The following is a 19201-nucleotide window of genomic DNA, read 5'->3' as shown; positions in this document are numbered from 1 at the left end:
TGTGCCTGAGATGAAAGAATTATTAGGCGAACCAGCGAAGCTGTTCCGCATCGATTGCAATGCCCACCGGAACACCCGGAGAGTGACGAGCGCTATCGAGATAGGTCAGTTCGTGACCTTCATGCTGCGAACCGATGCGGACTGTTGTGAGATGTCCATCACCGCGGAACTGCGTGCGCAGAACAGTGGCAGGAATAGATGCGTCGCTCATTTCGACGCTGCGAACCGAGCGTGACGGCAACAGCACATGTGTTGCCTTCGCGGGCGCAGCATGGTGCGACAGGTGGATTTCCGTTTGCGCTATGCGATAGCCGGCATTTGCGCTTTCAACTGGCATCACACAGCCAAGCCGCAGAAAATCCGCAACTGCTGGGGTAGACGGCTGCGCAACAAGCATTTCGGGTGCTGCAAGCTGTTCGATAACGCCCGCCCGCATGATCGCGACCTGATGTGCCAGCGAGAAAGCCTCGCTTTGGTCATGCGTAACATAAATTGCGGTAAGACCGAGATTAGCGACGAGCTGGCCGATTTCGCTGACCATATTTTCGCGCAATTCACGATCAAGATTGGAGAGGGGCTCGTCAAACAATACGAGGCCCGGCTCGGCAACGATTGCACGCGCAATCGCCACACGCTGTTGCTGGCCACCAGACATATCGCTGATTGAGCGATCGCCGAAGCCCGTAAGACCAACGCGGTCGAGTGCAGATTTCACACGCGCTTCGCGCTCGGCACGCCCGACACCACGCATTTCGAGCGGAAACGAAACATTTCCATAGACCGACATGTGCGGCCAAAGTGCGTAGTCTTGAAACACCATGCCGAGGTGACGCTTTTCAGGCGGCGCAAAACGACCGCTCGCCGCATCAGCAACCTGCACACCATTGATCGTGACAGAACCCCTGGTCGGCGCAAGCAAACCAGCTACGAGACGCAGAAGAGTTGTCTTCCCACATCCTGACGGGCCAAGCAGCGCAAGCGTTTGGCCTTTTGCCAGTGCCAGATCAATGTTCTTGAGAATCGTATTGCTGCCATAGGCGAGGCTTAAACCTTCTGCCTTTACAGCAACATCCGCGTGTATTTTGGTTTCATGTAACATAAACGTGCAATCTGAATGGTTTGCGCGCTTTTATTCCGCCTGCGTGACAGTCAGATGACATCAGCACTCACAATCCACCGCAGGATACTGGAATCAGTCGTCCAATCACCACATGACAAAATCGCTTTTCTTTAAATGAAGACGGCCCTACAAACCCAAATCGAAGTTAAAGTGAATATCTTCAAATAGTACAATATCGATTTTTATTGTTTAATTTCGACATTACAAGTTGAATATAATCTTAAAAACCCTCTGATTTTAACGAAAACTGCACCAATATTCACCAGCATGATTGATACATAAAATTTTCTAACAATTCCACCAAATGAACATTGATATGGATTTGGAATACCCATAGAGTTCCAAATCAGTGAATTGAAATAGATACATATACTTGTGATGCGAACAACATCGGAGGACGGCTGATATCAGTCTGTTTTCGGCATACAGGAGGGAATATGTGTATTAAGTTTAGTACGCTTGTAGCTTCTTTGGCGGTGGCAGTTCTATCTCCGTCAATCGTCTTTGCTCAGACAACAACTGCGCAGTTTACAGTGCAGATAACGATTGCTGGCGCCTGCCAGATCAATTCAGCGACCAACATGGATTTTGGCTCTCATGGGGTGCTCACGACGAACACCGATGCGACCAGCCTTGTTACAGTGCAATGCACAAACACCACGCCCTTTAATCTGGCACTCAGTGCTGGCAGCGGCGGCTCAGGCGCAACAGTAACCAATCGCCTTATGACAGGCACTGGTGGCGCAACAGTTACCTATTCTCTTTATCGGACAGCTGCGAGAGACACTGTCTGGGGCACGACTGTCGGCACCAACACACTCGCGGGAACTGGCACCGGCGCACCGCAACAGTTCACTGTTTATGGCCGCGTGCCACCTCAGAACACCCCCGCGCCGGGCGTCTATACCGATACGGTAACGGCGACGATCACGTACTGAGCATAAAGGAAGAATATCATGCGTAGTCTAGTGTTAGCGGCGGCATTATTTGCCGGTCTGCACGTAACTCCTGCGCTTTCGCAAAGCGTATCGTTGCGTGTTTCACCGGTGCTTGTCGATCTTAGCGCGCCCACGGCAGCATCGAGCGTACGTATATCCAATGATGCGAAACGCCCAATCAGCGTGCAGGTCAGAATCTTCAAATGGAGCCAGAGCAACGGCGTTGACACCTATAGCCCGGCCACCGATGTCGCAGTAAGCCCGCCAATTTCACAGCTCAAACCGGGCGGTGAAAATATGGTTCGCGTGGTGCGTACATCCAAGCGCCCCGTCAAGGCCGAAGAAAGCTATCGTTTGATTGTCGATGAACTGCCAAGTGCTTCCAGAAAGAAATCCGGAACCGTTACCTTCGTCGTTCGGCATTCCATTCCGGTATTTTTCTCGCCGCCAGAAAATTCCGGCGCTGCTGTAGCCTGGAGCGCACAGCCAAAGTCAGGCGGCTATCAGGTAACAGCACGCAATACCGGCGACAAACGGTTGCGCGTTTCCGATCTGGCTGTAAAAAGCAAAGGCGGCGCATCAGTCGCACAGCAAAAGGGACTTGTCGGATACGTCTTGGGTAATTCCAGCGCTTCCTGGTTCATACCCGGAACCGGTGGCAATCGAGGTGGTGGCTCGCTGATAATCTCGGCACAAAGCGAAGCTGGCCCGTTTAATGCTCAAGCGAACGCCAGGGGCGGTTGACCTTGCTGTTCTGACGATTGCCTGTCTGACGATCTTCTCAGCCTTTCCGAAGGCTGCGGCTCAGGATTTGCCACCCCCGTTGGCGGAATTAAATCATTCTGACAGCGAATTTCTGGAGCTGCAACTTGAAGTCTTCGTAAATGGTTCGCCTAGTGAGTTGATTGCTGCCTTTCGTCAAACACCCGACGGGCTCCTTTTGATCGAGCCAGAGCAACTGAAGAATGTGGGCATCAAGCCTGCGAAAGAAGCAACAAGAGAGGATGGCTGGGTTGATATAGGTCGGCTACCCGGTGTGGTGGCGACTTATGATGAAGAAAACCAGACTGTGAGTTTTGACGCAGTGGAGGGAAGCCGTGCGACGCGCGTGATCGACGCGCAGGCTGACGACGTTCCGCCCACAGAAGAGGAGGAAAAGCCTGTCATAACCAGCAATATGGGAGGGTTGGTCAACTATACCATCTATGGCTCGACCAGCGGCCCGAAATGGGACGACCTCACATCATTCCAGGGTGTTTCCAGCTTGCTTGAAGGCCGATTGTTCGGACCCTATGGCGTTCTCACCTCATCGCAAATTCTAAGCTCTTCAGATGCAGAAAACTTCGGTACGACGCGCCTTGATACGCGCTGGTCTTACTCCGATCCAGATCGCCTGATGACGTACAATGTTGGTGACATCATCTCCGGCGGCCTTTCCTGGACCCGTCCTACCCGTCTGGGTGGCATACAGATACGCCGCAATTTCAACCTTCGCCCTGATCTGGTGACGATGCCTTTGCCCGAGCTTTCAGGTTCGGCAGCAGTTCCATCAACTGTCGATGTCTATGTCGATAATGCCCAGCGTGCGTCACGCTCGGTGCCGTCCGGTCCATTTTCGATCACCAATCTGCCGATTGTGACCGGCTCAGGCACCGCACGGCTGGTTGTTCGCGATGCACTTGGCCGCGAAACGGTTTCGGAAACACCGTTCTATGCATCCTCTGACCTTCTGGCGAAGGGACTGGCAGATTTCTCCGCTGAAATAGGCTTTGCGCGTCGCTATTACGGCGTTGAGTCAAATGATTACGATGAAAGGCCCGTTGGTTCAGCGACACTGCGCTATGGTCTCACCAATCAACTGACCCTCGAAGCCCATGTCGAAGGTGCCGAAGATTTTTACAATGGAGGCGCAGGTGGCGTCTTCAATATCGGCACTTTCGGCATTGGCTCCGTAGCTGCATCTGCCAGCCGTTTTGGTGACGAAACAGGCTACCAGGTTGCTGCCAGTCTTGAAGCCGAACTCTGGGACATCAAGTTTTTTGCCAGAACGCAGCGGACTTTCGGTGATTTCAACGACATCGCTTCCGTCACCGCTGACATCGCAAAGTTCGGACTCCCTTCAACAATCTATAGTGCCAAACCTCCGCGATCGCTTGATCAGGCGTCGGTTTCCCTGCCGCCGATATTTGAAAATATGAACCTCAATTTTTCCTATGCGCAGCTTGAAACAGCAGACTTCGACAAATCGCGCATCCTCAGCATGACAGCAACGAAGGGGATCGGGCACAAAGGCAACGTCTTTTTATCAACTTTCACGGATTTGGAACGCAAAGGATCATTTGGTGTCTTTGCGGGCCTGTCGTGGACACTGGACGGCAACATGACAGCCTCAAGCGGCATATCCTCAGACGATAAAGGCACCAGTGTCACCGCAGAGCTGATGAAGTCAGAGCAGCCAGTTGTTGGAAGCACGGGCTGGCGCGTGCGAGGTTCCTATGGTCAGAACGACGTCGTGGCGGCGAGCGGAAGCTACCGCAGCGCTATCGGTCGCGCGGAAGCAGGCGTCGAAAAATATAACGACAACGTAAGGGCGAATGCGCAGTTTGAAGGCTCGATTATCGCGGCTGGTGGCGGCGTGTTCTTGTCTAACCGCGTCGATGATGCCTTCAGCGTGGTGGATGTTGGCGCGCCTGACGTTGAAGTGTTTTACGAAAACCGCCCCATTGGAAAAACTGACAAACGCGGTAAGTTCCTGGTGACGGATCTCCGTTCTTATGAGGCCAATGCCATCTCGATCGATCCTTCGAACCTGCCGCTTGATGCCAGCGTTGAAACAACCCGCCAGGTCGTTCGTCCAAGTGATCGCAGCGGCGCAGTCGTTGATTTCAATGTCTCTGCCGAGAACACCCCGGTTCTAGTGACCATCCGTGACGAGGCAGGCGAATATATTGAAACAGGCGCTTCCGCTAAGCTCAACGGTAGCGAGGATACAATCGTTGGCTATGAGGGACAGGTCTATATCGAGAATGCGGCCAGTTCCAATACGCTTAGCGTACAGCAATCAAACGGTGAAAACTGCACCGTCACATTCAACGCCCCTGCAACTGCAAGCGGACGCACCACAATACCTGATGCCGTGTGCCGGAAAGACCAATGAGAAAACAATTTCTGACGATCATTGCCACAATATTCCTGAGCCTCACAGGTATGAGTGTAGCGCTTGCTCAAACTTGTACGGCCAGCATCACCGACATGAACTTCGGAACCGTCAATCTCCAGTCAGGTGCTGCGGTGGACACAACTGCAACATTGAGTGTCACCTGCACGAGTTCACTCAATCTCGCCCTTCTTATGCGCTTGTGCCCAAACTTTGACGCCGGCAGCGGCGGAAGTTCTGGTGGCAATCGCCTGATGTTGAATGGCACTAATAATTTGACTTACCAATTTTATCAGGATGCGAACCGCACGATCCCGTGGGGCTCATCGACAAACGCGACTTTGGGAACAGTGCCTCCAATTGATGTTGTCGCTCCTATTCTGGGTCCGGGAACGGCAACCCGCACGATTTATGGTCGTATTCTGGGCTCGCAGGCATCGAAACTCGCGGGGACTTACCTATCAACATTCGCTGGTGGGCAAGCGCGCGTAAACTATGTTCGCTATCTGTTGGGAGCACCTGACTGCTCGACGGTTGTAGACAACCCTATTCAACCAACCTTTACCGTTCAGGCAAACATCAACCGCTCCTGCACGGTTTCCGCAACAAACATCAATTTCGGTTCACAGAGTAATCTGCTCAACAACGTCGATGCAACGGGCACCCTGACCATCAACTGCACACTTGGACTGCCATACAGTATTGCCTTGAGTGGTGGTCTGAGCAATGCTCAGCCGACACAGCGCAGAATGACACTTGGGTCAAATGCGATCATCTATGGACTTTACTCAAATGCTGCCCGCACCGTGGCATGGGGCAGCGCTGCGAACCAGATCGTTCCCGGCACAGGAACAGGGGCAGTGCAAAATGTTACTATTTATGGCCGCGTTGCACCACAAACAACGCCCACATCGGGCACCTATACGGACACGGTAATCGTCACTATCAATTACTAAAAAAGAGCCCGACCATTAAGGCCGGGCCAAGTTCACGACGGACGGAGATAGGTAAAACTATCAGTCGTGTTTATGTTCTGTGTGCTTGTGTTCCTCGTGCTTGTGTCCCTCGTGGTTATGGCCTTCTTCGCCTTCATGAACCTTGCCGGAACCACCAACCGCAACGATGTTGAATGGCTTGCCATCAACCTTGATATCGCCTGCCTTTTCAAATGAAACAGCATTGACGAGATGCAGCTTGCTCTGGAGAGGATCGCTCACCACAACATTGTCTCCCGCGACGGCGATGCGCGGACGCGGATCGCTCCAGTGACCATCCATCGAGTAAGGCTCGGTCAACTTGATGGAATGAATGATTTCACCCTTCAGAATATCGATCTGGTGCAGCTGGCCGTCCTCCGTGAAGACATAGGCAAACTTTGGACGCACCGGATCGACAGCAAAATGCACGCGCCGGGTCGGCAGTTGCACGAGACGGAAACCACCATCCGCTTCAGATGGATCAACCAGAACGATACGGTCAGGTCCGTAGTTGCCCGCGAAATACTGCAGACCCTTGCCGCCGATCAAAGTTGAAGCGCTGGCTTTAGGCAGCGATGGATCATAAGGAAGATGCTTGATGACAGGCTTGTCGCCGTCCTGCGAGATCAGCAACAGGCCGGTATCACAGGCAAGAGCATAAATGCTTCCCGATCCGGCAGAACCGTGCAAGCCGGGGCAAGCAACGTCTTCACCAACCTTATTCCCATCAAAGTCAACAATTCGCGCACCGATCGGACGCTTGGATGCATCGTCCGGATTTGGGATCGTGACGACGGCATATTTATCATAAGGAACGGCAACGCCATGGTGTGCAGCACCAACGCTGGCCGTTTTCACATCCAGCTTGCCCTCTTCAACGGCCTTTTCGGTGAAAAAACGTGCCTGATCTTCACCGTCGAACCACTGAGCTATATTACCCTGACGCTCGACAAAATGCGCAGGCTTCGTTCCCGTCAGCGATACGTCCAGAAGCTTTGCATCATCGATATCGATATCTGCATGATCGCCGTGATCGTGGAACGAAATTCCCGATGAAATAGCTGAAACTGTGCCGTCAGCACCCTGCACAGCATAAACAGTCTCACCGCTTTCGCTACGATAAAGCGAAGCCGGGCCTTTCACCTTGAAGCTGGCAAGCTTGTCGCCATCAAGCGCATCAATCACATTGACGACAGGCTCTGCATGATCGGAGACAAAGAGCCGCCAGGCGGTTACGTCATCCTCTGCTTTCGCGCTTCCGCCAGCCAAAACCGCTGCCATGGCAATCGCCGAGGCTGTCAGCATAAGCTTCTTCATAGAACTCTCCTATTTAATGATATTACATAACATTCAAAGTCACAGCCGTAGTGATATGAGCTGCGCTTATTGGGGGATGATTGCGTTGCGAATGGTCTCGGCATTGTGCCGCATCATATCGATATAAGTCGCTGCTTTACCATCAGCGGCAGACAGGGCATCCGAATAGAGAACACCACCAAGCTTGAGCTCAGATTCAGATGCGATTTGTTCGACAAGCCGGGAGTCGGCAATGTTTTCTGCGAAAACTGCTGAAGCGTGATCTTGTTTGATATCACGAACCACGCCAGCAACATCGGCAGCTGACGCTTCAGATTCCGTAGAGACCCCCTGTGGCGACAGGAACTTTATGCCATAGTCATTCTCAAAATACCGAAATGCATTATGGGCGACGACGACCACGCGCTTTTCCTGCGGAATTGATCTGACCGTATTCTTGATTTCGGTATCCAGCTTGTCGAGATCGGCTTTATAGGCAGATGCATTCTGCTTGTAGGTATCGCAACCATTCGCATCTGCCGCACAAAAGGCATCGGCAATGTTCTGCACATAGACCTTGGCATTGCCGACCGACTGCCATGCGTGCGGATCAAAGGGCGCTTCGTGGAACACAGCCTTTGTGCCGTAATAGTGGTAGTGACCGCCATGCGGATCGCGCAATATATTCGCACCCTTGGTTGCTTCGAGGATGACTGCATTCGTTTCGCTCGCCTCAACGAGACGGGACAGAAAACCCTCAAGCTGCAGCCCGTTGACCAGCACGACATCAGCTTTTGCCATGGCAATAGCGTCCGAAGGCTTGGGCTCATAAACATGTGCATCACCATTTGGACCGACCAGTGTGCGGAGTTCAATGCGATCTCCGCCAATCTTTTGCGCCATATCGCCAAGGATGGAGAAGCTTGCGATGACATTCAGCTTCTTATCCGCAGCCATGGCTGGCAGGCAGATTGACGTGACCGCAACACCGGTCGCAAGGGCAAGTTTCCATTGCCTCATCATTTGGTTCGTCCTTCTTTCAATTAAGCTATTCTATGCGCGCGCCGGGTTCGCCGCGTGAGCAAAAGCCCGCGCGTTCCAGCGATCACCGACACGAAATAAAGCCCGCCAGCAGACAGGATGATTGCCGGTCCCGATGGCAGAGAGAGGTGGTAAGACAACAGTAGACCGAACAGAGACGCTGCCAAGCCGAACAATGTCGCCAGAATGCACATTGTCTCGACCCGGTTTGCCCAGAACCGCGCGGCCGCAGCAGGCAGGATCATCAACCCCACCGAAAGCAGTGTTCCCAGCGCCTGAAAACCTGCAACGAGATTGAACACCACAAGCCCGAGAAAGATGAAATGCACAGGCGAACCCAACCGCGAGACCGAGCGTAGAAACAGCGGATCAAGGCACTCCGCGATCAATGCCCGCCAGAGAATTGTCAGTGCGGATAAAGTCACAATCGCAGCCAATCCGATGAGAACCAGCGCATCATTATTGAGTGCCAATACTGTTCCAAACAGAACATGCATGAGATCAACACTCGATCCACGCATGGAGACGAGCAGCACGCCAATCGCCAGTGAAATCAGATAGAAAGCAGCCATGGAGGCATCTTCTTTCTGTATTGTCAGTCTGGACACGACGCCTGCGGAGAGTGCCACGATGACGCCTGCAATCATTCCGCCAATCGTCATGGGGACAATTTCCAATCCGTAAAACAGGAAACCTGCAGCCGCACCCGGCAGGATTGCATGGGACATCGCATCACCAGTTAGGCTCATGCGTCGCAGCATCAGAAACACACCCACCGGGCATGCACTAATCGAGAGCATGATCGCACCAGCCAAGGCACGCTGCATAAAGGCAAATTCGAGAAACGGGCTTATAAGCCATTCATGGATTGCTGACATCAGGCGGCTTCCCTGCCCGACAGAGCGGCATGTTCCTGATGCTTCGTGTTCCCCACATCGCACCAATGCGCCGTCTCATCCCATGCTTCGTTAAAATGCCGGGCGCGTGCCAGATTTTCTGATGTCAGCACTTCGCGTGTGTCACCCCAGGCAACGGGTCGGCGCGCCAGAAGCAATGCATCCGGAAAATGTTCACGCACCAGATCGAGATCATGCGCGACCACCAGCACCGTGCGCTTTTCACGATGCCACGCCCTGATAAGCTCTATCAGATCAGCAACCGTCTTTTCATCGACTGCATTGAATGGTTCATCCAGCAAAATCAGATCAGCATTCTGAACCAGAACACGCGCAAAAAGTGTACGCTGCAGCTGACCGCCAGACAGACTATCAAGCGAACGGTTTTCGAAGCCCTTGAGCCCCACCGCAATCAGCGCATCAGCCAGAGCCTTGCGGTCATCGGCAGTACGACGGCCCAAAAGCCCACGCCTGGTCCACAAACCAAGCCCTACCAGATCAATAACGCGTGCGGGGAAGGAACGGTCCAGTTCCGATTGCTGCGGCAGGTAAGCAATGCTCTTTCCTTCCTGGACAATGCAGCTTCCCGCCATGGGCCGCAGAATACCGGCAATACCCTTCATCAAGGTCGATTTTCCGCAGCCATTAGCGCCGACAATCGCAGTCAGTGAGCCAGTCAGGATTGCACCGCTGAGATGGTGAACCGCCGGGTGGCTGTTATAGCCAAGCGTCAGATCGCGAAAAGTCAGACAGGCGTCACTCATAAGCTCAGGCATTCTTTCAAAATTGGGACATGGTCAAAACCAATATTTGTTATGTTATTACATTAATATTCGCATCCGCAAGGGTTGAATTCGAAAATTCACAGCCGACAGCCAAATTGAGAAATACGCCATGCAACCTAAAATAGAGAAACACCTAAATATGTAACGATAAGTCTATTTTCAGTAATAAAAGGAATTTTTCATAAAAATTTCAGCCAAAATTCTGGATATTATTGTCAAAAGATGGATAATACCAAGCCTATCCATAGATCACCTCCGCACAGTCTTGCGTGCAAAAAGGTGGCAACAATCAGAACACCAGGCAACACAAACAAACTTCGGGGCCAAGTTTGGACAGTATCGGTGAGTCTTACCGTATCTATTCGGAAGCAGACTGCGCAGACGCGTCAGCTCTGGACTGGCCCTTTGCCTGTGCGATGGATCTTCTCAAACTCCCTATCGACACTGCAATAGCCGAGTTTCTTCGCTTTGTTGGCGATATATCCGGAGCAGATCGAGCCTGGATGATCGAGTATGGACAAGATCTCCTGCGTTTTCGCAATACGCATGAATGGTGCCGCGTTGAAACAACCTCTTATCTAGAAGAGCTTCAGGAAACACCCACTACACTGATAGCGTGGCTGCATCGTTATCTTGCAGCGGGCAGTGCTGTTGCGGTCAACAATGTTCATAATCTCCCCCGCGCAGCACGGGCGATACAGGTCGAGTTCATTCGTCAAGGCAATAAGAGCATCCTCAGCATCCCGATCTTTCATAACGAACGTTTGCGCGGGATTATCGGCTTCGATACCACGCATGAATACCAGAACTGGTCCGGCTCAGAGGTAAAGGCCATGTTTCATTGCGCAAGGCTTATTGCGCAGGCACGTTATGCCCCACGCGAAAACCACATGCCGGAACCAGAAATCACCGATGAGACGGCAGCACTTGTTTATCTGAGAAAACGCGGCGTTGTACGTGGTGTCGGCCCTGAAACTATCGTCGGCGTGCGGTCTGCAGGAAACTACAGTGAAATCTGGCTCAGCGATGGTTCAATGGTGCTTGATTCACGCGCACTCGGCATATGGATGAGCATATTACCGGAAAGCCTCTTCTTCCGAGTGCATCGCACGGCCTTCGTAAACGTTCTGTACGTCTCAGATGTCGATCGCAGCAAGCCGGATAAATGGTTGATCAAAATGCGCGCCATACAGCAGTCTTGGCCAGTTTCTCGCGTTTATCGTAAACCATTACGCGAACGACTTGGCGTGTAATACAACCCAATCATTCAACACTCAAAACACAAAGACCACTCATCCAACGGGCAGGTTGATTCATCCTTCTGTTATTGCTCGGGACAAGGCTTGTTTTCAATGCTTGCGGCATCAAAATAGCGGCGCCAGTTTGTGCACAGGGGATCAATATGCGTTCGAGCCAATCGTTTGACTATCGCACTTCAAGCCTTATCCGCGCTTTGCTGATATCGAGCAGTTTGGTCGTCATGGCAAGCCAGCAATCCAGTGCTGAGGACCTCGCTTTAAAGGACGCCGTCTCCATGACCGGCATGGCACTGTTTCTCAATTCCGGCGCGCCAGCACTCACCATCGCAGTGGTTCGCGGCGACGAAAGTATCATACAAGGTTTTGGCGAGACGGTGCCAGGCAACGATATGGAGCCAAACGGGAAATCAATATTTCGATTGGGTTCCATTTCGAAGGTGTTTGCAACCGATGTGCTTACCTCGCTGGCAGCCGATGGTAAATTGAAGCTGACAGACCCGCTCGCGAAGTACGCTCCAGATGGTGCGAGCGTCAAGCAGACGGGTCGACCAATTACATTTCTTGATCTTGCCACGCATTCTGCAGGCTTGCCACGCGAGCTTGCAGATCCGAGCGTGAAACCTTCCGACAATCCGTTTGATGCCTTTAATCGCAACTATTACTGGAAATGGATCGGATCAAATGCACCTGCTTACGTGCCCGGCACGACCACGCTCTATTCCAATTTCGGTTATGGACTTATGGGGGATGCACTCGCCAAAGCAGGCAATAGCAGCTTTGCCGATCTGCTGAAGAGTAGAGTATTCGAAGCTGCGAGCATGGCTGACACAACAACAGCGCTGAACGACGAGCAGAAAAAGCGCATGATGGTTGGCCTTGATCCATTCAACAAGAATGATCCGAACAACATCGTACCAGACATCATGTATGCCAGTGCCGGTGTTTATTCGACGGCCGATGACATGGTGAAGTGGATGCAATGGCATCTCAATCCAACCGCTGCAACAATGGAAGCACATACGCTCGATCATACAATGTGGCTGCCTTATGACGGCCTCGAACGTGTCGTTGGCACGGAAGTGACCGGCGGGGAAGGAATGGGCCTCGGCTGGGTTGTAACGATGCCGCGCAATGGTACACCTATGCTTCTGGGTAAGAGCGGCGGCCTCGGCGGCTTTATGACTTATGTGGTACTTTCACCCAACCGTAAACTCGGTATTTTCGTCGTCGCAAACCGCGTTAATTTCGGGATGTTCAATGATATTCGCTCAAGCGTTCACGAACTTGCTGCAGAGCTTGGGCCACAATAGCCCAAGCTCGCGTTTCTACCATTTGTAACGAAGCACGCCTTTGCCAGCATAATTGGCACTGGAAGCGGAAAACTCGGCATCAAAAGCTGCTCCGAGTGAAAGGCCATTGGTCCAGCTCATCTCGGCTGAAATGCTGGCAAGTCCAACATCTTTGGGCTGCAATGCGCCATTGACCACAAAGCCTGCTCCGGGCAGGGCGTTTATTGCAGCGAAAACATTTCGCTCATTGTTGAAATTGCGGGCCCAGGCAAGGCGTCCACGGGCTGTAAACACACCGTCGGAAAGTGCGATAGACTTGTCGAGGCTCAAGCCCAGTTCGCTGCGTCCAACCGTTTCCTTTTGAGAAGAATAGCTAAGCGCATAGGTGTCGCTGCCTGCATAGGCTTTTTCCGAATAGGATGGCAGATCGAAACTCACAAACTGGCCTGCAGCATAAGGCGTTATGCCGAGCCATGGCGTTTCAAAGCGATAGCCAGCCTCAAGTCGCCCCGACCATGAATTGGCACGATAGCTGCCTTTGAGCTGATCCGCTTCGTAGAATGAAACTGTACGTTCGGTATCAATGCTCTGCCAACCATAAGCAAGGGCACCAGTGATATAGGCATTGCCAATATTATGTCTGCCGTAGATACCTGCCTGAAACAGATCGGAGTCGCCGCTACCCATGCCATCTGCGAGGCTGAATTTGGTGCCTCCCCCAGCAACTGCAAAGCCGATGATCGTATCGGGCGAAACCAGATAGTCCGCGCCAACAGCGACGCCATAAACGCGACCGCGAGTATCATGCGAACCTATAGTCGCATTGCCATCGGTTGAACGAGCGCTACCGTAGCCAGCACCCCAAACACTCCAGCGATTTTCAAAAGCGCTCGCATCCGTTGTTTGTGATGTTGTGATACGTCCGGCTCGACCCGTTACCAGCGGATCGGCAAGCGTATTCATAAACTGGCTCATAGCATCAACGGTGGTTTGCTGCGCTGCTGTTGCAAGTTCTCCGGAAACCGCGCTCAGCCCATCCGCGTCCAATGCTCCGAAGGCGACGGGAATCTGGCCGTTCTCGTCAAAGTAGTTGACGAGCGCTGTCGAAACATTTTGCTGGTTTACATTCAAACCACCAATGCTCATTTCGAGATCAAGATAAACATTATTGGCATCATATCGCAGAAGCGAGGCGAAATTCTCTGGCAGATCTGTTGTTACTTCTTCGCCAAAGGTTGTGCCTGAAAGGCCACCGTTCGCGGAGAGAATATTGTAACGCTTCATTATGTAAGCGCCAGGATCAAACATAGCCTGGACAGTGGCACCGCCCAAATCCGCTTGTCCTGAAACGTTGACCTTATCTGAATTGGTCGGTGAAACCTCAACCTGATAAGTGGATGATGCGGTAAGCTGCAGATCACCTGCTACGTTTAAGGTGCCGATTGAATTGCCGGGCGCAAGTGTGCCACCATCGACAAAGGTTTGCCCGACAGTACCGTTGCCGCCAAGTTCTGCACCTTCGTACACTCTTGTCAGTATCGAAGAACCGATGGAACCATTAACGGCAAGCCGCCCGGCCAGTACATCGGTTGCCCCTGTGTAACTGCTATCTCCTGTGAGAATGACAGCGCCTTCGCCTTTCTGCTGAAAGCCGCCGGTCCCGCTGATTTTCCCTGCAAATCCAAATGCGTCAGAGCGATTGAAGGCCAGCGTTCCATCATTGGCAACATCGCCTGTGATCCAGCCTGATTTGCCACCGCTACCGATCTGAAGCGTGCCGCTCTCGATGCTCGTGCCACTTGTATAGTAATTATCGGCATCAAGGATAAGTGTGCCGGACCCTGCCTGCACCAGTGCGCCGGTGCCCACGATCAGACCTGAAAAAGTATAATCATCGCTGCGATTGAATGCGAGCGTGCCATCATTGAGCACGTAGCCGCCAATCGATCCGGTTTCGCCACCGTTACCGACCTGTAACGTACCTGAAGTGATGAATGTGTTGCCGGTATAGTTGTGATCGCCGGTCAGGATGGTTGTCCCCAAGCCTGCCTGAAGAACCGCGCCTTCTCCGGAAATGACGCCGTTGTAGGTATAGGTGTTTGAACGATCAAAGGTCAGCAGACTGTTGTTGGCGATATTGCCTGTAAGGGAGCCGGTCGTGCCTCCATCACCAATTTGCAATATGCCCCCAGCAATTACAGTTCCCTGACCATAGGTGCCAGTGCCAGAGATGATGAGCCGTCCGGCGCCATCCTTGTAGAGCGTGCCCAAAGATCCGGTTACTGGGCCGCTTAATTCGAGTGTTGTGCCGAAGATTGTATTGATTGTGGCATTTCCAACCAAAGTCACCTGACGATTAAGCTCGATATCGGCACGAGTTATCAGCGCAGTGTTATTGTTGATTTCAAGTCTGGAAGACCCAGAGTTCAGCCCAATGTTCCGTGCATCGGAGATCGCAAGCGAGCCACCGTAAATTGTGGTGCTGCCGTAATAAGAACTATTGCCGGTAAGCACGAGCATTCCGTTGCCGGTTTTGATCAGATTGCTGTCAAAGTTGTTGCCGGTTATTCTTCCAGCGAAAATAGTATCGGTATCCTGCGCGATTGTGAGTGTGGAAGCATTAATCGAAATTTCGCCGTCACTTCCGATCAGCGAACGCATTCGCAAATCCATACCATTGAGGTCGAGCAAGCCGCCCGTGATCACATAGTCGGAGTTGTAAGCGATCGCCGAATAGTTACCCTCTTCGATACGCAACGTACCGTCGTTAATCCAAGTGCCCCCGGACCAGCTGTTAGCTCCACTGAGCAGAAGCGTACCGCCGCCGTCCTTGAACAACATACCATCGCCGGTAACGCCGCCCGAAAGCTTCATTTCTTCGCCGAGGAGAACATTAATCGTCGACACGCCGCCAAGCGTTATGGCCTGGGTCATGTCAAAGCTGTTCGCGGTTCGTAGCATGGCATTGTCGATAATGAGAGTATTGCTCGATGCACCAAGGTTCTGCATCGAGGCTATTTGAAGTATGCCACCGCTGACGTAAGTATTGCCGCTATATGTGTTGTTTCCCCATAGAACGAGCAGGCCGTCTCCGGTTTTTTCAAGACCTGATGTGCCGGTAATATCGGCGCTGATCACAGCCCCTTCATTGTTGAGGACACGTATTTCCGGCACATCAATTTCAAGGCCGGGACCGCTGTAGCCCACCAGATTGAGTGTGGCACCTGAACTCCCATCAATTCTGTAATTGCCGCCCGCAAACTGCAATCCGACCGCTGATTGAGCGCCTTCAATCGTGACCAGACCACCAAACCCGCGGAAGATGGCATAGCCATGGCCCCATGTTGTGTCAGCCGTGCCGCCAATTGGGTCTGACCAGTTCTGGCTTGCAGTGTTCCATGTGCCATCCTGATTGTTGCCACCAGGAATGCCGCCATCCCACAGCTGGAGAATATTCAGCCCCTGAGGACTGACAAGCAGGTCAACTGACCGCGAAACGGAAGTGTCGATGGCATAATTGTAGCCAAAAGGTGTGGTGTCAGGCGTTGAACCTACATTCAGTCCGCCATTCTCCTGCGTAAGGCTACCTGTATAGGAGATCAAGCGGTGATAACCGATTGCTGGTTCACCTGAGATATTCAAGGTCGTACCATTCAAAGCAACGTTACCGTTAACGACAGTTGTTGCGCTGGTCGCTATCCCACCAACGGCGAGATTATAATTATAAGCCGCGCCGCTATTAAACGTCGCATTGCCGTTCACGATGAGTGAGGCTGTATCGCTTGGTAAAAATGCCCCGCCGGAATTCAGTGTGAGGTCACCATTGATGGTCATCGACCGCGTGCCGCTCGGTGCGAGAGTGCCACCTGCACTAATGATTGTCGTTCCGACCTGGCCTGAACCTTCCAGCCGACCGGCACTGCCGACCGTCAGCGTACCACCGAGTTTTGCTCTTTCGGCCATGTCCAGGGTACTATTGGTGACGGTCGCATTGCCGTTGAAAAGCGAACTGTCACCCGTCAGTTTCGTTGTTCCCGAAAGAAATTTGAGGTTTGCAAAACCCGATATCGACGCATCAAAACTGTAGCCAGTTGCATTGTGATTAAAGACTGCGTCTGTAAAGGGAGCGAGCAGGAGATCACTTCCGACGAAGAAACCTGGTGCTACTGCGTTCTCTCGTTCGGCAGCGCCAATATTCACAACCCCATAGGCCCCATGATCGCCAACATCAATAAAGCCACGCGGAGCACCGATGGTCGCGCCATCCGAAATGGTCAGTGAGCCACGACCGCCATCATTATCAACATTGCCGCCGCTGACAAAGATTTCCTGCGCGGTCCATTTTGTACCTGTGCCAGTGACGACAACAGAGCCTATTGAACCAGAGTTTCGCCCGATAGCAACTTTACCGGATTGAACCTGTGCGCCGTCAGAAACAGTCATGGATCCCTGACCGGAATCGCCAACAGCCAACATGCCACCTACAGTGAGTTTCGACTGCGAGCCGGTAATATTGACCATACCCGAGACAGAACTATTCTCGCCGATCAGCAGATCTTTTCCAACTTTGACAGTGCCACCATCGGAAATCTCAAGGCTGCCTGTATTGATATTGCCAACGAGAAGAGACTGATCGACAGTCCATTTCGCGGAATCTGCAGTGCCGTTTCCATTGACGGCAACTTCACCACTATCAACGAAACCAATGTCGGATTTCAGATAAGACTGGCTTCCAACCACCAAACGGCCAGCACTAACGCTCACATCCGCAAAGCGTGAACTGGATTTTCCGTTGAGTGTCCAAGTGCTTCCATCCTGCTTCATCAGATGGTTCAAGCCCAGATACTGGGTTCCAATACCACTGAGATCAAAGGTCGCATTCTCACTACCTGCCAAGGAAAGCATGACATCAGTGCCCAGATTGACTTCACCGACCAATTGATAGCCATTGCGAAGCTGCAGCACATTGTCCGTGCCATTGATGGAAACAGCGTTTGCGCGTGTTCCATCAGAACCAAGGCCACCGGACACTATTCCCGCCACACCGACGATGGATTGGGATGCAGAACCTTCAATCCCGATGCCACCAGTTGAACCGTCGCCGCCCTGAATAACTGCGCCTTTACCGACATCTATTCGCAAGTCGGCGCCAGAGTTGAGCCATATGCCCTGACCGCCCTTGCCCGCCAGACCTGGTTTGCCATTGCTTGGCGACATCGTGCCTTCCTGGACTGAACCATGGTCTCCACGAAATCCCCGGTCTCCGCCCTGCCCACCTTTAACGCTTGCGCCTTCGCCCAGAATGATATGGCTATGATCCGCATTCAGGCCACCCAATACAATGCCAGTTCCGCCAACCCCGCCATTGCCACCATTGCCGCCGTTACCAAGATTATAGTTGCTGGCATAGTCGCTGTTACCACCCCAGCCGCCATTGCCACCTTTACCGCCGCTGCCACCCGAAACGGCCGTGCCAGCTGTAAGGTAGAGGGATGCTATATAGCCGCCTGCTAAGATGCCCGCGCCGCCATTACCGCCATTACCGCCTGAACCGCCGTCACCGCCAACGGCATAATTCTTGCTCGCTCTGGTTTCGCCAGCCCCTCCATCACCGCCATATCCGCCATCGCCGCCGGTGCCCCCAGTAATATTGGCTGAAATATTTGCGGCAACCTGATCGGCAGGCAGGTAACCTTGCGTGGACGATGTAAAATACAGTCCGGCTCCACCACCACCACCGCCGCCGCCTGCACCACCACCGCCGCCGGTCCCATCCCAGTATGACGAAAAGGGGAAATATGCTGCTGAATAACCTATCCCGCCAACGGCACCATTTCCACCTGTGCCACCAACGCCTCCAACCATAGAGTTGGAAATATTGTGAATAAGTCCCGATCTGAGTGGCGATGGAGAGCCGCCACCTCCACCGCCGCCGCCACTTCCCCCGTCATGGCCGAAATTGCCCGGTGCCCAGATCCAGCCTTTTCCGACACCATCCGCACCCTTCGTACCATCGTGACCCGGGCTGTTATACGACCCACCCACACCTCCGCCCCGGGCATGTGGCCCGCTTCCACCATGCCCGCCGATACCACCGGATGCCGAGGTTGCGTTCTTTCCACCGCCTCCACCGCCTCCACCGCCTCCACCACCTGAATAAGAGGTGGCAGCGGCTCCAGAGCCCCCTGCCCGAGGAGGGCTGATTGCGTGCTGTCCCCCAGCTCCTCCCTGCCCCGAAACCTGCTGGGCTGACGTCGGGCTTGTTGACAAAATTAGACCGGAAAACGCCGCTACAATAGCGATCATGGCAAGAACGCACGGCATAGCGGTCGACGCCTTGAGTTCTTGCATTCTCAATTGAATATTGGGTGTTAAAGGAACAACGAAGTTTGCCTGTCCAAGATGGTGTTGAATATGAGTATTATTCTTCCCAAAAACAAAAA

The 19201-nt window shown here is 52.8% G+C and carries 12 protein-coding genes; 6 read left to right on the top strand and 6 right to left on the bottom strand.

Going from position 1 to position 19201, the window contains the following annotated elements; translation table 11 throughout:
* Positions 1-22: 22 nt before the first annotated feature.
* Positions 23-1099 (bottom strand): ABC transporter ATP-binding protein, encoded by a 1077-nt coding sequence (locus ABWV94_RS21355; protein WP_113497556.1) that lies wholly within the window; start codon positions 1097-1099, stop codon positions 23-25.
* A gap of 458 nt (positions 1100-1557) precedes the next feature.
* Here ABWV94_RS21355 and ABWV94_RS21350 point away from each other — a divergent pair, with 458 nt between their 5' ends.
* From ABWV94_RS21350 to ABWV94_RS21335, 4 genes are read left to right on the top strand one after another with little or no spacing between them, the layout of a single operon-like run.
* Positions 1558-2058 (top strand): Csu type fimbrial protein, encoded by a 501-nt coding sequence (locus tag ABWV94_RS21350; RefSeq protein ID WP_105519839.1) that lies wholly within the window; start codon positions 1558-1560, stop codon positions 2056-2058.
* A gap of 18 nt (positions 2059-2076) precedes the next feature.
* Positions 2077-2802, top strand: coding sequence for a fimbrial biogenesis chaperone (locus ABWV94_RS21345; protein WP_113497554.1), 726 nt, complete (start codon positions 2077-2079; stop codon positions 2800-2802).
* Positions 2774-5215 (top strand): fimbria/pilus outer membrane usher protein, encoded by a 2442-nt coding sequence (locus tag ABWV94_RS21340; RefSeq protein ID WP_353415278.1) that lies wholly within the window; start codon positions 2774-2776, stop codon positions 5213-5215. Before ABWV94_RS21345 ends, ABWV94_RS21340 begins: the two co-directional genes overlap by 29 nt.
* The gene (locus ABWV94_RS21335; RefSeq protein WP_113497550.1) at positions 5212-6171 is read left to right on the top strand and encodes a Csu type fimbrial protein; all 960 of its coding nucleotides are present in this window, start codon (positions 5212-5214) and stop codon (positions 6169-6171) included. The genes ABWV94_RS21340 and ABWV94_RS21335 overlap by 4 nt, the downstream gene beginning before the upstream one ends.
* 60 nt (positions 6172-6231) lie before the next feature.
* On the opposite strand, the gene aztD is transcribed toward ABWV94_RS21335, so the two are convergent.
* From aztD to aztA, 4 genes are all read right to left on the bottom strand, one after another.
* Positions 6232-7509 carry a zinc metallochaperone AztD gene (gene aztD / locus ABWV94_RS21330; protein ID WP_353415277.1) on the bottom strand — a complete coding sequence of 426 codons (1278 nt, stop codon included), beginning with the start codon at positions 7507-7509 and terminating at the stop codon, positions 6232-6234.
* 66 nt (positions 7510-7575) lie between these two features.
* A complete protein-coding gene (gene aztC, locus ABWV94_RS21325) occupies positions 7576-8511 on the bottom strand; it encodes a zinc ABC transporter substrate-binding protein AztC (RefSeq protein ID WP_353415276.1) in 936 nt (311 codons plus the stop codon).
* Between the two features lie 20 nt (positions 8512-8531).
* Complete coding sequence (gene aztB, locus ABWV94_RS21320; protein ID WP_113497544.1) at positions 8532-9407, bottom strand: zinc ABC transporter permease AztB; 876 nt, start codon at positions 9405-9407, stop codon at positions 8532-8534.
* The gene (gene aztA / locus ABWV94_RS21315) at positions 9407-10189 is read right to left on the bottom strand and encodes a zinc ABC transporter ATP-binding protein AztA (RefSeq protein WP_353415275.1); all 783 of its coding nucleotides are present in this window, start codon (positions 10187-10189) and stop codon (positions 9407-9409) included. The genes aztB and aztA overlap by 1 nt, the downstream gene beginning before the upstream one ends.
* Before the next feature lie 350 nt (positions 10190-10539).
* On the opposite strand from aztA, the gene ABWV94_RS21310 reads away from it, so the two are divergent.
* A complete protein-coding gene (locus ABWV94_RS21310) occupies positions 10540-11463 on the top strand; it encodes a GAF domain-containing DNA-binding protein (RefSeq protein WP_353415274.1) in 924 nt (307 codons plus the stop codon).
* Between the two features lie 149 nt (positions 11464-11612).
* Positions 11613-12779 carry a D-alanyl-D-alanine-carboxypeptidase/endopeptidase AmpH gene (gene ampH / locus ABWV94_RS21305; RefSeq protein ID WP_353415273.1) on the top strand — a complete coding sequence of 389 codons (1167 nt, stop codon included), beginning with the start codon at positions 11613-11615 and terminating at the stop codon, positions 12777-12779.
* 15 nt (positions 12780-12794) lie between these two features.
* On the opposite strand, the gene ABWV94_RS21300 is transcribed toward ampH, so the two are convergent.
* On the bottom strand, positions 12795-19082 hold the full coding sequence (locus tag ABWV94_RS21300) for an autotransporter domain-containing protein (protein ID WP_353415272.1): 6288 nt from the start codon (positions 19080-19082) through the stop codon (positions 12795-12797).
* Positions 19083-19201 lie beyond the last annotated feature (119 nt).

It is taken from the genome of Brucella sp. NBRC 12953 (assembly GCF_040369775.1).
In the GTDB taxonomy this organism is placed as follows: domain Bacteria; phylum Pseudomonadota; class Alphaproteobacteria; order Rhizobiales; family Rhizobiaceae; genus Brucella; species Brucella pseudogrignonensis.
Note: the sequence above shows the minus strand (reverse complement) of the source record. Positions and strands in the feature narration are given on the sequence as shown.